The organism is Arthrobacter sp. ZGTC212, assembly GCF_002929255.1.
Classification (GTDB): Bacteria; Actinomycetota; Actinomycetes; order Actinomycetales; family Micrococcaceae; genus Arthrobacter_B; species Arthrobacter_B sunyaminii.
The window spans coordinates 1,240,636-1,255,121 of sequence record NZ_PJIJ01000001.1 but is presented as its reverse complement, the minus strand read 5'-3'; the positions used below and the strand labels follow the sequence as shown (position 1 = coordinate 1,255,121).

Annotated in this window: 13 protein-coding genes; 7 read left to right on the top strand and 6 right to left on the bottom strand. The window is 65.7% G+C overall.

Annotated elements, in window-relative coordinates:
• The first annotated feature begins 56 nt into the window (after positions 1-56).
• Genes CXQ89_RS06075 through CXQ89_RS06055 form a run of 5 tightly spaced genes read left to right on the top strand, consistent with a single transcriptional unit; the run spans position 57 to position 4,953 of the window.
• Positions 57-851: an ABC transporter ATP-binding protein gene (locus CXQ89_RS06075; RefSeq protein ID WP_104160571.1), complete on the top strand. Its 795-nt coding sequence runs from the start codon at positions 57-59 to the stop codon at positions 849-851.
• Complete coding sequence (locus tag CXQ89_RS06070; RefSeq protein ID WP_104052478.1) at positions 848-1,564, top strand: ABC transporter ATP-binding protein; 717 nt, start codon at positions 848-850, stop codon at positions 1,562-1,564. The genes CXQ89_RS06075 and CXQ89_RS06070 overlap by 4 nt, the downstream gene beginning before the upstream one ends.
• A gap of 1 nt (position 1,565) precedes the next feature.
• Positions 1,566-2,444 carry a branched-chain amino acid ABC transporter permease gene (locus tag CXQ89_RS06065; RefSeq protein WP_104160570.1) on the top strand — a complete coding sequence of 293 codons (879 nt, stop codon included), beginning with the start codon at positions 1,566-1,568 and terminating at the stop codon, positions 2,442-2,444.
• On the top strand, positions 2,441-3,625 hold the full coding sequence (locus CXQ89_RS06060; protein ID WP_104160569.1) for a branched-chain amino acid ABC transporter permease: 1,185 nt from the start codon (positions 2,441-2,443) through the stop codon (positions 3,623-3,625). Before CXQ89_RS06065 ends, CXQ89_RS06060 begins: the two co-directional genes overlap by 4 nt.
• On the top strand, positions 3,622-4,953 hold the full coding sequence (locus tag CXQ89_RS06055; RefSeq protein ID WP_258059893.1) for an ABC transporter substrate-binding protein: 1,332 nt from the start codon (positions 3,622-3,624) through the stop codon (positions 4,951-4,953). The genes CXQ89_RS06060 and CXQ89_RS06055 overlap by 4 nt, the downstream gene beginning before the upstream one ends.
• Before the next feature lie 113 nt (positions 4,954-5,066).
• Here the strand turns inward: CXQ89_RS06055 and CXQ89_RS06050 are convergent, their stop codons facing one another.
• The 3 genes from CXQ89_RS06050 to CXQ89_RS06040 all read right to left on the bottom strand — a co-directional run bounded on the left by CXQ89_RS06050 (position 5,067) and on the right by CXQ89_RS06040 (position 7,058).
• Positions 5,067-5,519, bottom strand: a complete 453-nt coding sequence (locus CXQ89_RS06050) for a MaoC family dehydratase (RefSeq protein WP_104052482.1) — start codon at positions 5,517-5,519, stop codon at positions 5,067-5,069.
• Between the two features lie 2 nt (positions 5,520-5,521).
• Positions 5,522-6,295 (bottom strand): 3-oxoacyl-ACP reductase FabG, encoded by a 774-nt coding sequence (fabG, locus tag CXQ89_RS06045; RefSeq protein WP_104052483.1) that lies wholly within the window; start codon positions 6,293-6,295, stop codon positions 5,522-5,524.
• Positions 6,296-6,407: 112 nt separating this feature from the next.
• The gene (locus CXQ89_RS06040; RefSeq protein WP_308471675.1) at positions 6,408-7,058 is read right to left on the bottom strand and encodes a DinB family protein; all 651 of its coding nucleotides are present in this window, start codon (positions 7,056-7,058) and stop codon (positions 6,408-6,410) included.
• A 124-nt stretch (positions 7,059-7,182) separates the two neighbouring features.
• Between CXQ89_RS06040 and CXQ89_RS06035 the strand changes: the two genes are divergently transcribed.
• Both CXQ89_RS06035 and hrpA read left to right on the top strand, forming a co-directional pair.
• Positions 7,183-8,181: a YafY family protein gene (locus tag CXQ89_RS06035; protein WP_104052484.1), complete on the top strand. Its 999-nt coding sequence runs from the start codon at positions 7,183-7,185 to the stop codon at positions 8,179-8,181.
• A 13-nt stretch (positions 8,182-8,194) separates the two neighbouring features.
• Positions 8,195-12,115, top strand: a complete 3,921-nt coding sequence (gene hrpA / locus CXQ89_RS06030; RefSeq protein ID WP_104160568.1) for an ATP-dependent RNA helicase HrpA — start codon at positions 8,195-8,197, stop codon at positions 12,113-12,115.
• A gap of 170 nt (positions 12,116-12,285) precedes the next feature.
• Here the strand turns inward: hrpA and CXQ89_RS06025 are convergent, their stop codons facing one another.
• The 3 genes from CXQ89_RS06025 to CXQ89_RS06015 form a co-directional block, all read right to left on the bottom strand.
• A complete protein-coding gene (locus tag CXQ89_RS06025) occupies positions 12,286-12,714 on the bottom strand; it encodes an HIT family protein (protein WP_104160567.1) in 429 nt (142 codons plus the stop codon).
• Positions 12,715-12,849: 135 nt separating this feature from the next.
• Positions 12,850-13,722 (bottom strand): sulfurtransferase, encoded by an 873-nt coding sequence (locus CXQ89_RS06020; RefSeq protein WP_104160566.1) that lies wholly within the window; start codon positions 13,720-13,722, stop codon positions 12,850-12,852.
• Entirely contained in the window at positions 13,719-14,387 is a 669-nt protein-coding gene (locus tag CXQ89_RS06015; protein ID WP_104160565.1) for an MBL fold metallo-hydrolase, read from the bottom strand. Before CXQ89_RS06015 ends, CXQ89_RS06020 begins: the two co-directional genes overlap by 4 nt.
• Between the last annotated feature and the right edge of the window lie 99 nt (positions 14,388-14,486).

The following is a 14,486-nucleotide window of genomic DNA, read 5'->3' as shown; positions in this document are numbered from 1 at the left end:
CGTTCCCGGCACCGCGCCACTCACCGGAGCAATCTTCTCGAGACAACGGAGTACTCATGGAAGTTTTACATACCGACCAGTCGGTTTTGACCCCTCGCCTGCGCTTCAGTGACGTGAGCGTGCGGTTCGGCGGACTCACTGCCCTGGACTCGGTGTCCTTCACCGTTCCGCCCGGGGCCGTCGTCGGCATCATCGGGCCCAACGGCGCCGGCAAAACCACGCTGTTCAACGTGATCTGCGGTTTCAACACTCCGGCGTCCGGGTCCCTGGAGCTCGACGGCGAAAAGTTCCAGCCGCGGCGCCACCGGCTCACGCGCCAGGGTGTCGCCCGGACACTGCAGGGACTGGGCCTGTTTCCAGGGCTGACCGTGCTGGAGAATGTTCTGCTCGGGTTGGAGAGCACTGCCCGGCACAACCCCGTGGAGGATGCCCTGGCCCTGCCTCGTTCCCGGCGCGGTGAAGCCCGGCTGCGCGTGCGCGGGCTGCAGACGCTGGACGATCTCGGCATCGTGTCCTTCGCGTCCGCGTTGCCGGACACCCTTCCCTACGGGATCCGGAAGAAGGTGGCCCTGGCCCGTGCCCTCGCCGGCTCTCCCCGCCTCCTGCTCCTGGACGAACCCGCCGGCGGACTGGCACACGAAGACATTGACGAACTGGCCGAAATCATCCGCTCGGTCCCGGAGACCGGCTGCTCCGTGGTCCTGGTGGAACACCATGTGGACCTGGTCATGAACGTCTGCGAGCGCATTGCGGTCCTGGACTTCGGCAAGCTGATCGCCGACGGCACCCCCGCGGAGATCGGCGCCAATCAGGCCGTCACCGATGCCTATCTGGGAGTTGAGCCGGCATGAGCGGCCTGCTGGTCCTGGACTCGGTCAGTGCCGGTTACGGCCAGGTTCCCGTCCTGCACGGCGTCAGCCTCAGTGTCGAGGCCGGCAGCATCACCGCCGTCGTTGGCGCCAACGGCGCAGGCAAAACCACGCTGCTCCGCACCGTGATCGGCCAGCTGAGACCGGCGTCCGGAAACATCCGCTTCGACGGCACCGACTTGGCGGCCACCAAAGTGGAGGACATGGTGCGGCGCGGCATCGCGCTGGTGCCGGAGGGACGGGGAGTCATCACGGAACTGACCGTGGAGGAGAATCTGCGCCTGGGCGGGTTGTGGCGCCGTGACCGGGCCGCGGCCGCAGCCCTGCTGGCACGCATGTACGAACTGTTTGAACCGCTGGACCGGCGCCGCAAGGCACCCGGGCACCAGCTCTCCGGAGGTGAACGGCAAATGCTCGCCCTGGGCCGCGCCCTGATGGCCGGTCCCCGGCTGCTGCTCCTTGATGAACCGTCCCTGGGCCTGGCACCGCGCATCACTGCACAAATCCTGGGACTGCTGCGCAGCCTCTGCGACGACACCGGACTCACCGTCCTTCTGATCGAGCAAAACGTCCGCAGCGCCCTTGCCGTAGCCGACGACGGCGTGGTCCTCAACCTGGGTTCCGTCGTCGCCGCCCGTCCCGCCGCCGACCTGGCAGCGGACACCGACCTCCGCCACACCTATCTGGGGTTCTGACATGGACAGATTTCTTTTCCTTACCGTCGACGGACTGGCCCGCGGCGCTGTGCTCGCTGCCTTTGCCCTCTCACTGGTCATCATTTGGCGCGCCGCCCGCATCGTGAACTTTGCGCAGGGGGCGATGGCCGTTGCCACCACGTACATCGCCTATACCGTCACCAGCGCCACCGGCAACTACTGGCTCGGCCTGGCCTCCGCCGTGGTCACCGGCCTGCTGCTCGGGGCTCTGGTGGAGCGGACGGTCATGCGCTTTGTGGGAAACACCAATCCCCTGAACTCGGTCATTGCCGGGCTGGGAATACTGCTGGTTATCCAAGCAGTCCTGGGCATGATCTTCGGCAACGGATACAAATCAATGGCCACACCGTTCAGCACAACACCCCTTTCCATCGGCGGCGTCAGCGCCGTCTCCCCCTACGACCTGTTCATCTTTGCCTGTGTCGGCCTGATCGTCGGCGGACTGGCCCTGCTGTTCACCAAGACCGCCTTGGGGCTGCGGCTGCGCGCCTCGGCCTTCGCTCCGGATCTGGCCCGGCTGCTGGGCGTGCGGTCCTCCCGCATGTTGACACTCGGCTGGGCATTGTCGTCCGCCGTCGGCGCCCTGGCAGCACTGCTGATCATTCCCACCGAGCTGGGCCTGAACCCGCATGCCGTCGACACCGTCTTCGTCTACGCATTCACCGTTGCCGTGGTGGGCGGACTGGACTCCGCAGGCGGAGCCGTTGCCGGCGGGCTGGCCGTAGGCGTGGTGCTCAGCTGGGTCAGCGGATATCTGGGCGCCACCCTCGCACCCATCGCTGTACTGGTCCTCCTGCTGGCGGTGCTGCTGCTCCGACCGGCCGGACTGTTCTCCATGACGAAGGAGCGCACGGCATGAAACCGTTGAAGCCGGGGACTTCCCTCCTGGTTGCCGTTGCTGCGGCAGCAATACTGATCGGCCTCACCTTTGCCGTGGATCCCTTTCGGTCCTACCAGCTGGCCACCGCGTGCGCCTACCTGTGCGCTGTTGCCGGCCTGACCCTGCTCACCGGAGCGGGTGGACAGCTCTCCCTCGGCCAGGCGGCGCTCATGGCCGCCGGTGCCTACAGCTACGCGCTCAGTGCCAATGCGCTGGCCGAAGCAGAAGTGGAAGGGCCCCTCCTGCTGCTGGCTCCGCTTGGGGCCGCAGTGCTGGGAGCAGGCGTCCTCGGCCTCATCATCGGATGCGCCGCCGGACGGTTGCACGGCCCCTATCTGGCCGGCTTCACCCTTGCCCTGGTGGTGGCCATTCCCGCGGTGACCAGTACGTTCTCGAATGTTCTGGGCGGGGACCAGGGCTTATGGATCACGGTGGAGAAGCGTCCGGCCGCGCTGCGCGGCACCGTCAGCAACGAACAGTGGCAGGCCTGGCTGGCCATTATCTGTGCGGTCGCGGTGATGGTGGTGCTGAACAACCTCCTGCGCGGACGCTTTGGGCGCCAGCTGCGGGCCGTGCGCGACAACGACGCCGCTGCCGCGCTTTCCGGTGTCAACGTGGCCAGAACCAAGATCATCTCCTTCACCGTGAGCGCTGCAGCAGCGGGCCTGGGCGGGGGCCTGCTCGCTTACGTCACCCAGAGCGCCAGTCCGGGTGCGTACTCGCTGGTGTTGTCCCTCTATCTGCTGATGGCAGCGGTCATCGGCGGCATTGGGTCGCTGACCGGCGCGGTCTGGGGTGCCCTGGTCATGGTGTTCCTGCCCTACGCGGTCAATTCCTTCACCGCTGATCTGCCGGTCTCCGCCGACGTCGCCTCCAGACTGGACGGGAATCTCGCCATAGCGGTGTTCGGCACCATCCTCGTGCTGGTGATCCTGCTTGCCCCGCGCGGCATCCAGGGGCTGCTCTCCGCTGCGGGCCGGCGGATCCGGGCCCGTGTCTCTCCCGGGCCGGGTCCCTCAAACCCTGCCCCCGCCGTCGTCGTACCCGTTCAGCAGTCCCGCACACCAGCAGGTAATCCGCCATCAGGAACAGACAAGCCGCCATCAGGAACAGACAAGCCTCCATCGGAAACACTGTCCACCACGAAAGGTCAACGATGATTATTTTCCAGCACTCAGGTTCTGTCCGCAGCACCTCTGCTCCCGGGCGCACGAGCCGGTCCAGGCGCAATGTCCTCGCCGCGGCAGTCACTGTGGCTGCCATGGCTCTTGCGGCGTGCGGGTCCTCCGGAGAGGGCACCTCGACGGCGGCGGAAGACGTTCCGGGTGTCACCGACAGCACAGTCAAAGTGGGCACGCATCAGCCCCTGACCGGTCCGGCAGCGGCAGGATATGCCTCAATTTCGCCGGCCACCAAGGCCTACTTCGACCATGTGAACGCAAACGGCGGAATCCACGGCCGCACCATTGAATACACGGTCAAGGATGACGGTTACAACCCGGCCAACACTCAGAGCGTGGTGCGCGAACTGGTGCTCCAGGACGAAGTGTTCGCGATCCTCGGCGGTCTCGGCACACCGCCGCACAGTTCCGTGCTGGACTTCCTGAACGACAATGAAGTCCCGGACCTGTTTGTCGCCTCAGGCAGCCCCACCTGGAACCAGCCCGAAGACTACCCCTACACGTACGGCTTCATGCAGGACTATGACACCGAGGCCAAAGGCCTGGCTGCGTATGTGCAGGAAGAATTCCCGGACGCCACTTACTGTCTCTTCGGCCAGGACGACGACTTCGGAGCGGACTTCAAAACCGGCCTCGAGTCGGCGCTGGGCAGCGACGGACTGGCCAGTGCGCAGGTTTACTCTACGGCGAACACGGACGTGGCAGCCCAGATTAGTGCCCTGCAGGCGGCCGGCTGCGATGTGAATTTCCTGGCCTCGATCAACGGCTTCACCGCGCAGGCCATCGGAACCGCTGCCAAGCTGGGCTACATGCCGAAGTGGGCGGCGTCCTCTGCCGGCGGGGATTACAACACGTTGTCCAGTTACCTCGGAGAGAACACCGACGCGCTCTTGGAGGGCTTCATCAGCTCAAACTACCTCCCGGCCAATACCGACGCCGACGATGAGTGGACGGCCAAATTCAAGGAGATCAACGAGAAGTACAACCCCGGCGCGGAGTTCGACGGAAACACGATCTTCGGCATGTCCATTGGCTATCTCTTCGCCGAAGCCCTGAACGAGGCCGGCGAGAACCCCACGCGGGAGTCGCTGCTGGAGGCACTGGAGTCCGGCAACGTGCAGGGCAACGGACATGTGCCGCTGGGCTTCAGCGGGGACAGCCATGCCGGGTACACCGGTGGCATGATCACTGTGATTTCGGACGGTGTGCAGGCCTACACGGGAACGCCGTACTCCGCGGACGGTGACTCGGTCAGTGCCTACACCGAAGAACGTCCCGCGATGCCGGAAAACGGCATCCCGCAGTAACATTCCCTGTCCACCGCCGGGACGCCAACCGCATAAACAAGTGCATAAACAAGTGAAGGGCCCGCCGCTGAAATGATCAGCGGCGGGCCCGTCTCTTTGGCTGCACCTGCTGCTTAGGCCAGCACGTACAGGGTGATCCACTCTGCAACCACCGCGGGCTTGTCCGCCCCTTCCAGTTCAATCGTGACCGCGGTGACAACGCGGACGCCCTGGCCTGTGGTCTCGACCTTGGACAGCTCGGATACCGCCCGGACGCGGCTGTTCACCGGCACCGGGTGCGGGAACCGCACCCGGTCCAGTCCGTAGTTGATGCCCATCACGGTTCCGTCCACGCTCACCCGGTCCGCGGCCAGCGCCGGCAACAGGGAAAGGACCAGAAAACCGTGGGCGATGGTGGAGCCGAACGGACCTGCGGCAGCCCGTTCAGGATCCGTGTGGATCCACTGATGGTCATCGGTGGCGTCAGCGAACCGGTTGATCCGGTCCTGGTCGATGGTGATCCATTCACTGGTTTCGCGCTGCCCCACGGCAGCTTCCAGCTCTTGTACGGAGTTAAAGTGCGCCATCGCTAAGCCCTCGGTCCGCCGGCAACATACAGCACCTGACCGGAGACAAAGGACGCTTCCTCCCGGATGAAGAAGGACGCCGCAGCGGCAATGTCGGCCGGTGTTCCGGCCCGCCCCACCGGGATTTCGGCCACGGCGTGCTTGACGAAGTCATCGAACGGCACTCCGACCCGTTCCGCGGTGGCCCGCGTCATGTCAGTCTCAATAAACCCCGGCGCAATGGCATTGACCGTGACGTTATACCGGCCCAGCTCGATCGCCAGCGTCTTAGTGAATCCCTGCAGCCCGGCCTTGGCAGCGGCATAGTTGGCCTGGCCTCGGTTGCCGAGGGCAGAGGTGCTGGAGAGATTGACGATCCGCCCCCACTTCTCCTGTACCTGGTGTGCCTGCACGGCACGGCTCATCAGGAAAGCGCCGCGCAGATGCACGCCCATGACCGCATCCCAGTCGCTGTCGCTCATCTTGAACAACAGGTTGTCCCGGAGGATGCCCGCGTTGTTCACCAGGATGGTTGGTGCGCCGAGCTCGTCCGCGATCCGGGCCACAGCCGCTTCGACGGCGCCCGCATCCGCGACGTCAGCACCAACGCCCACAGCCTTGCCGCCGGAGTTGTTGATGGCCTCCACCGTTTCTGCGGTGTCTTCTTCCCGTAAATCGATGACGCCCACGCGGTGGCCGTCGGCCGCCAGCCTCGCTGCGATGGCCGCGCCAATGCCGCGTCCTGATCCGGTGACAATGGCGGTTCGCTGAACCGGAGGGTCCTGGGCTTCGGTCATGTTTCTCCTTGGTGTGTGAGCTGCATCATGGTGTCCCGCTGAGCGTACCGACCGGACGGTACGCACGCAACGTCTTCAGTGCCCGGCTCCACAACTCGCCGGGTCACGTTGGTTATTTCGGGGTCCGGTGTGCGTACAGGTCCCGCAGCAGTGCCACCTCGGCGAGGTGATGAATCATCTCGCGGTGGATGTGCAGGACCAGCTCCGCCATCGGCGCCTGCGCCCAGTTCCCCTCCGCTTCTCCCACTGGTGCGGCGAGCGCGGATTCGTCCAAAGCGGCAACCGACCGGATCCAGGTCCCGTAATACTCATCCAGCACCTCCAGAGCCCGCGCCGCCGTTCCCGGATACTCAAAGGTTTCGTAGCTGACCGCGGGAGCACCAAAGTGCGCCGCGTTCCGCATGCCCAGCACTCCCACAAGGATGTGGCTGAGCCGCCAGGCAATGGTGGTTACCGGAGCGGGAACGGGTTCCGGATACTCGAAGTCGATCGTGAAATTTCCCTTACCGGCTGCCTCCGCGTCCGTGCCGGAGGGCCGCGGACGCACATTCCAGGCTCCCGGCACGGGTTCCCAGAAATACTCGTCGTCGGTAAGCCCCTCCAGCCGTGGGCGCGCCTGGTTGTCCCAGTGCCACTGCATCTGGTCGACAAGCAGCCGCGGAATGTCCAGTGCGCCGCCGCGTGTCAGCCCCTCGCCGCCCGACGGACCTCTCCCCTCATCCTCGGCAGCGGCTTCCTCAACCATGTCCCTGTCCTGCTCCATTACCGTCCCCTTCCCTCGTAGAGCAACGGGGCTGCCGGGGTCCCGGCGCCCCTTCACTCAGCTCCCCTCACCCTAAAAGCACATCAGGACAGCTTCTGTCCGCTTCCGGGCGTATCTTGAAACCATGTTGGAAACCTCGGCCAGGCTGCTGCACCTGCTGTCGCTGCTGCAGATGAGACGCGAGTGGACCGGGGCAGCCCTGGCGGACCGGATGACGGTCACCGAGCGCACGGTGCGGCGCGACATCAGCAAGCTGCGCAGCCTGGGTTACCCCATCTCCGCCTCCCCCGGCATTGCCGGGGGCTATCAGCTCGGATCCGGTGCGCAGCTTCCACCCCTGCTGCTGGACGACGACGAAGCGCTCGCCGTCGCCCTCGGGCTGGCCGCCGTTGCCACCGGTCCGGTGTCCGGTATCGGCGAAGCCTCAGTGCGTGCGCTCGCGAAGCTGGAACAGGTCCTGCCAGGACGCTTGCGCCCCAAGTTTTCTGCGCTTCGCCAAGCCGTCAGCGTGCTGGGCGGCAGTGCAGCCACAGTGGATCCGCAAACCCTGACCGCTTTGTCCGGGGCCATTGCCGAACAGCGCGTGGTCTCGTTCCGCTACACGGCGGCGGGCAACGCACCGGGAAGGCGGCTGGTGGAACCCTACAAACTGGTCAGCACCGGCCGTCGCTGGTACCTCGCGGCCTGGGACCTTGAACGGCAGGACTGGCGGACCTTCCGCATGGACCGCTGCCAGAGCATTCCGGCCATCCGTGAGCGTTTCTTCCCACGCCCGCTGCCCGCCAAGGACATGGCCGCCTATGTCCAGGACTCCATTACGCGCTTTCCCTACCGGTACGACGTCGTACTGCGGCTGGCGGCGCCCATCGCCGATCTCCGGGACCGGATACCGCCGGATGCAGCCAGCCTGGAAGCCGACGGCCCGGGGCACACCATCCTGCGCGGCGGGTGGGATTCCCTGGATCTGCCGCTGATGCGTCTGGCCGCGCTGGACATCGACTTCGAAATCCTGGCACCGGCCGAGATGCGCGATCGGGCGCGGGCTGCGGCAGCGCTGCTCCAGCGTGCCGCCGATGTCCAGCCCTCGGCGGAATACGGGAAGGCCGCGGATTCCAGGGATTAGACTGGGAGCAATCATGGCACTGACTATTTCCTACCCCGCGCTTTTGCCCGTTTCTGAGCGCCGCGAAGACATCATGGCGGCTATTGCCGCCAACCAGGTAACGATCATTGCGGGCGAAACCGGTTCCGGCAAGACCACCCAGATCCCCAAGATGTGCCTGGAACTCGGGCTGGCGGAGAAGGGCCTGATCGGGCACACCCAGCCGCGCCGGCTCGCCGCCCGCACCGTGGCGGAGCGCATTGCCGAGGAGCTCGACGTCGAACTGGGCGCCGAGGTGGGTTACCAGGTGCGCTTCACCGGCGAGACCAGCCGGCAGACCAAGGTCAAGCTGATGACCGACGGAATCCTGCTGGCCGAGATCCAGCATGACCGCAAGCTGAAGAAATACAGCACCATCATCATTGATGAGGCCCACGAGCGCAGCCTGAACATCGACTTCATCCTCGGCTACCTGCGCCGGCTGCTGCCGGAACGGCCGGACCTGAAGATCATCATCACCTCGGCCACCATTGATCCGGAACGTTTCGCCGGGCACTTCGCCGCGGACGGCAAACCCGCCCCCATCATCGAGGTGTCCGGGCGCACGTTCCCGGTGGAAATCCGCTACCGCCCGCTGAACCAGCCGGCCAACGGCGGATCGGACGACGAAGAGATTGATGATGAGCTGGAGGAAGACCGCGATCCGGTGGACGCAGTCTGCGACGCTGTGGAGGAACTCTCCCGCGAGGCTCCCGGGGACATCCTGATCTTCTTCTCCGGCGAGCGCGAAATCCGTGACGCCGCCGACGCCCTGCGCTCCTCCGTGCAGCGGGTGCCCCGCCTGGCCAACACTGAAATCCTGCCCCTGTACGCCAGGCTTTCCCTGGCAGACCAGCACAAGGTCTTCCACCCCGGCAAGCACCGGCGCATCATCCTGGCCACCAACGTTGCCGAGACGTCGCTGACCGTGCCGGGCATCAAATACGTCATCGACACCGGCACCGCGCGCATCTCCCGGTACTCGCACCGCACCAAGGTTCAGCGCCTGCCGATCGAGCGCATCTCCCAGGCCTCCGCCAATCAGCGTTCGGGCCGCTGCGGCCGCGTCTCCGACGGCATCGCCATCCGTCTCTACTCCCAGGAGGATTTCGAGTCCCGTCCTGAATTCACGGATCCCGAGATCCTGCGCACCAACCTTGCCGCCGTCATCCTGCAGATGGCCGCCATGGGCGTGGCCAAGGGGCCCAAGGACGTGGCGGATTTCCCGTTTGTCCAGCCCCCGGATTCCAAAGCCATCAACGACGGCGCCACTCTCCTGAAGGAACTCGGCGCCCTGCAGCCGGCCGGCGGCATCACCCCGGTGGGCCGCAAGCTCTCCCAGCTGCCGGTTGACCCGCGGCTGGGCCGGATGATCGTGGAGGCCGGCGCGCGGGGCTGCGCCAAGGAAGTCATGGTGCTCACCGCCGCGCTGACCATCCAGGATCCGCGTGAGCGTCCGTCGAAGGACGACGCCGCCCGCGCCCAAAAGGCCGCAGAGCTGCACAAACGCTTCGTGGACGAAAACTCGGACTTCACCGGCTACCTGAACCTGTGGCGCTACGTGCAGGAGAAGCAGAAGGAACTCTCGTCGTCGGCTTTCCGCCGGTTGTGTAAAAACGAGTTCCTGAACTATCTGCGCATCCGCGAGTGGCAGGACCTGTTTACCCAGCTGCGCCAGATCGCCAAGCCGCTGGGCATCACCCTCTCCCCCGGCCCGGTGGACCCGGTGGCCCACGACAAAGAAATCCATATGAGCCTGCTGGCCGGCCTGCTCAGCCACATCGGCCTCTACGACCAGCGCAAGCGGGAGTACTCCGGCGCCCGCGGCACGCGCTTTGCGGTCTTCCCGGGATCGGCCCTGTTCAAGAAGACACCGGACTGGGTGATGGCCGCCGAGCTGGTGGAAACTTCCCGGCTTTGGGCCCGCGTGGCCGCCAAGTTTGACCCGCTGTGGGTGGAGGAAGTGGCTCCCCATCTGATCAAGCGTTCCTACAGTGAACCGCACTGGTCCAAGAGCCGCGGCTCCGTCATGGCTTATGAAAAGGTGACCCTCTACGGTGTCCCCGTCATCCCCCAGCGCAGCATCAACTATGGCCGCGTGGATCCGGAACTCTCCCGGGAGATGTTTATCCGCCATGCCCTGGTGGAAGGTGACTGGCGGACCCACCACAAGTTCTTCCACCGCAACCAGGCGCTGCTGGCCGAAGTGGAAGAACTGGAAAACCGCGTCCGGCGCCGCGGCCTGCGCGTGGATGACGAGACACTGTTCGAGTTCTATGACGAGCGCGTGGGCAAGGACGTGGTCTCCGAGCGGCACTTCGACAAGTGGTGGAAGAGCGCCCGCCACGAGAACCCGGCGCTGCTGGACTTCGACCCTGATGCGCTGCGCACCGACGACGCTTCCGGACTGGACGAAAACGACTTCCCCAAGAGCTTCCGCTACGGCGATTTTGACCTGCCGCTGTCCTACGAGTTCTCCCCCGGCATAGCCGGAGCCGGCGACGGCGTCAGCGTTGAGGTCCCTGTACTGTTCCTGAACCAGCTGGACCCTGAGCCGTTCAAGTGGCAGATCCCCGGGCTGCGCGCCGAGCTCATCACAGCGCTGATCAAGTCCCTGCCCAAGGCAATCCGGAAGAACTTCATCCCGGCACCGGATGTGGCGCGTGCGGCTGCGGCCGCCCTGGCCGCTGACTTCGATCCCGCGCAGGACGCACTGGAGCCCTCCTTGGAACTGGCGCTGCGCCGGCTCAAGGGCCACATCATTCCGCCCGGCTCCTGGAACTGGGATGCGGTGCCCGAGCACCTGCGCATGAGCTTCACCGTGGTGGACGGCTCCGGCAAGGTCCTGGACGAAGGCAAGGACCTGGCCGCACTGCAGGAATCCCTCGCCCCCGCCACCCGGCGTGCCATTGCCGAATCCCTTGGCGCCACGCCCAAAACCGTTACTCCCAAGGCGGCCGGCAAGCGCGGAGGCAAGCCTTCCGGTCCGGCTGGAAACGCCGGGGCAGGGCAGCCGGGGGGTGCGGCGTCGTCGGGCCCCTCACTGGCCGAACAGACCGGGCTGACCGAGTGGAGTGTCGGCACCATCGACAAGCAGGTACAGCGGCTCGTGGCCGGGCACATGGTCACCGGCTATCCAGCACTGGTGGATGAAGGAAAAACTGCCGGGCTGCGCATGTTCCAAAGTGCCGGCGAACAGTCAGTGGCGATGCGCGGCGGTGTGATCCGGCTGCTGGTGCTGCGGGTTCCCAGCCCGGCGAAATACGTTCTGGAACACCTGAGCAATGCCGAGAAACTGACGTTCAGCCAGAATCCGCACGGATCGGTGGCGGCCCTGATCGAGGACTGCACCCTGGCCGCCGTGGACAAGCTGACGCCGGAAGCGCTGCCGTGGACCCGCACAGAGTTTGATGAACTCTACGAAAAGGTCCGCGCCGAGCTGATCGACACCGTCTTCACGGTGACGGCCACAGTGGAGAAAATCCTCTCCAGCACCCGCCGGATCACCAAGGCGCTCAAGGGAACGCAGTCGCTGGCCCTCATCAGCGCCCTGAATGACATCCGCGCGCAGCTGGATTCCCTGGTGTACCCGGGGTTTGTGGCGCGCACCGGCTACGCGCAGCTCACGCACCTCCCCCGTTATCTGGCAGGCATCGAACGGCGGCTGGAGAAACTGCCCACCAATGTGCAGCGTGACGCCCAGCAGATGGCAGTGGTCCAGGCACTGGAGGACGATTACGACGACGCCGTTGCGGCGCTGCTGCCCGGCGCAGGGACGCCCCCTGCGCTGACCGAAGTCCGCTGGATGATCGAGGAACTGCGGATCAGCTTCTTCGCACAGGAACTGGGAACCGTGCGGTCGGTATCGGAAAAGAGGATCCGCACGGCCCTGAACGCGGCTCTGGCTCCGTCTTAGGCCGCAGATCCCTCCGCTTTGGGCAATCGCTGCCAGTTCGGGAAATCCCTGCCGGTCCGCACCGGCAGCAAAGGCCCAAAGTGGTTGCCGAATCCCAAACCGGTTGCCAGGCTGCGGCGCAATAAAAGAGGGGCGGGTTTCCCCGCCCCTTTGCCGATCTGAGCTGCCCGCTACGCCTCCGGCACGAACTCCCCGTGTCCGGCGGCCCGCAGCGCCCCGCGGAGCTTCTGGGCATTGGCGTCCATGCGTTCCGGGTCGGGATTGGACTCGGCCCTGCTGAAGTCAAAGTCCTGCAGGGAGTTCGCGGGCCAGACATGCAGGTGAAGGTGATCAATCTCGAACCCGGCAATGCTCAGTCCGGCCCGCTCCGAGCCGAAGGCGGCAACCTGCGCCTGTCCAATAACCTGTGCCACAGCAGTGAGTTTCTGCACCAGATCAGCCGGGACATCCGTCCACTTGTCGACCTCGAGCCGGGGCACCACCAGAGTGTGTCCGTCGGTGAGCGGACCGATGCTGAGGAACGCCACCACGTCCTCGTCCTTCCAGACAAAGCGGCCGGGAATCTCGCCGTTGATGATCTTGGTGAACAGGGTGGGCATGGGTGCTCCTTGCGGGGGCTGGGCAGTGGATGGCGGGGTTGCGGCGCCGCTTGATACATCGGATGGCTGCCTGGTTGCAGGCACCTTCAAGCGCAGGGGCGGCGGAACGGGACGGCCGGTAATCATGCTTAGACGCTATCGCTTTTTGACCGCCCCCGGCCATTCCCCCGCCTGGGTTCCCAGGGCAATCGGGGATCCTTTGGTGGAGGACCACTGGGACCAGGACCCGGGATAAAGGGCCGCCCGGTAGCCGGCCAGCTCCAGGGCCACGACATCGTGGGCAGCACTGACACCGGACCCGCAGTACACGGCCACGGGATCGCCTTTTCGAACGCCCAGTGCCTCGTACGCTGTCCGCAGCTCCTCCGGCGGGCGGAAGGTGCCATCCTCGGCAAGGTTCCCCGCGGCGGGAGCATTCACGGCTCCGGGAATATGCCCCGCCCGGGGATCCACCGGCTCGCGGTCTCCGCGGTAGCGTTCCTTTGCCCTCGCATCGATCAGGCGCCCGCCTGCCACAACTGCGGGGACGTCCCACATTTCCACCACCGGCATACGGCCCCAGGAGAGCTCGACGTTCCCGGGGTCGGGCACCACAGGTCCGCCCTGCAGAGCGAAACCGGCCCGGTGCCAGGCGACGACGCCGCCGTCGAGCAGGTAGACGGAGTCCAGCCCGGCGTGGCGCAGCAGCCACCAGGCGCGCGCTGCCGACGTGCCGCTGACGGCGTCGTACACCACCACGGTGTCCCCGGGGTTGATGCCCCAGCCGCGGACCGTGCGGTGAAAGTCTTCCGGCGCGGGCAGCGGATGCCGGCCCGCGGAACCGTTCCCCGCCGGAGCGGCCAGTTCCTTTTCCAGGTCCACGTAGACAGCGCCCGGAATGTGCCCGCGCTCGTACTGCTTGTGCCCGTCGGTGTGTCCCAGCGCCCACCTCACGTCCAGCAGCACCACCGGCTCACCGCTGGCCAGGAGTTCCTGCAGGGACTGAACGCTGATGACCGGCCCGCTCATACCTCGACCGACTCTCCGGGGGACAGATGCCGGTACACGGTTCCGTACAGTTCGCCGAAACGGGTCACATGGCTCTCCGCGATCCCCAGGCCGCGCTCATTCAACAGGGCGTCGTGGATGGGATAGGCACGCTCGGCCCCGGAAGCGATGACAAAGTCGATGACCTCCCCCACCTTGGACCACGGAGCATGAATGGGGACCAGCAGGGTCTTCACCGTCAGCCCGTTCGGAATCACGAAGGAATCCCCCGGGTGATAAAGGGTGCCGTCAATCAGGTAGCCGACGTTGGCCACCAGGGGTACCAGCGGATGGATGAGGGCGTGCTGGCCGCCGAAGGACCGCACCTCAAAGCCCGCTGCCGAAATAGTACTGTTGGGTTCGACGTCGATGATCCGGTCATCAGCGTCGTTGCCGTTCGCGGCTGATGCCGACCGCAGCTCTGCGGCCAGGGCTGCCGGCGCGTGAAGCACCAGCTCCGTGTTCGCGGCCAGCACGGCCAAAACACGGTCCCGGTCCAGGTGATCGGCGTGTTCGTGGGTAATCAGGACCGCTGAAGCGCCGTCCAGGGCTTCCTCCACTTCGGAGAAGGACCCGGGATCCAAGACGAGGACGTTGCCGTCACGCTCCAGACGCACGCAGGAATGGGTGTACTTGGTCAGATTCATAGGGTCACAGTACCCCTGCGCACCTGTCCTTGGCCGGACAATTCCCCGTGACCCGCGGGGCCGACCGCAGGCCCGGTGCGATAATCTGGAAGTTGCGCC

Bases quoted from the DNA above. Each gene is read 5' to 3' on its own strand.
- CXQ89_RS06075 (WP_104160571.1), top strand. From the start codon at position 57: ATGGAAGTTTTACATACCGACCAGTCGGTTTTGACCCCTCGCCTGCGC.
- CXQ89_RS06070 (WP_104052478.1), top strand. From the start codon at position 848: ATGAGCGGCCTGCTGGTCCTGGACTCGGTCAGTGCCGGTTACGGCCAG.
- CXQ89_RS06065 (WP_104160570.1), top strand. From the start codon at position 1,566: ATGGACAGATTTCTTTTCCTTACCGTCGACGGACTGGCCCGCGGCGCT.
- CXQ89_RS06060 (WP_104160569.1), top strand. From the start codon at position 2,441: ATGAAACCGTTGAAGCCGGGGACTTCCCTCCTGGTTGCCGTTGCTGCG.
- CXQ89_RS06055 (WP_258059893.1), top strand. From the start codon at position 3,622: ATGATTATTTTCCAGCACTCAGGTTCTGTCCGCAGCACCTCTGCTCCC.
- CXQ89_RS06050 (WP_104052482.1), bottom strand. From the start codon at position 5,519: ATGGCGCACTTTAACTCCGTACAAGAGCTGGAAGCTGCCGTGGGGCAG.
- fabG (WP_104052483.1), bottom strand. From the start codon at position 6,295: ATGACCGAAGCCCAGGACCCTCCGGTTCAGCGAACCGCCATTGTCACC.
- CXQ89_RS06040 (WP_308471675.1), bottom strand. From the start codon at position 7,058: ATGGAGCAGGACAGGGACATGGTTGAGGAAGCCGCTGCCGAGGATGAG.
- CXQ89_RS06035 (WP_104052484.1), top strand. From the start codon at position 7,183: ATGTTGGAAACCTCGGCCAGGCTGCTGCACCTGCTGTCGCTGCTGCAG.
- hrpA (WP_104160568.1), top strand. From the start codon at position 8,195: ATGGCACTGACTATTTCCTACCCCGCGCTTTTGCCCGTTTCTGAGCGC.
- CXQ89_RS06025 (WP_104160567.1), bottom strand. From the start codon at position 12,714: ATGCCCACCCTGTTCACCAAGATCATCAACGGCGAGATTCCCGGCCGC.
- CXQ89_RS06020 (WP_104160566.1), bottom strand. From the start codon at position 13,722: ATGAGCGGGCCGGTCATCAGCGTTCAGTCCCTGCAGGAACTCCTGGCC.
- CXQ89_RS06015 (WP_104160565.1), bottom strand. From the start codon at position 14,387: ATGAATCTGACCAAGTACACCCATTCCTGCGTGCGTCTGGAGCGTGAC.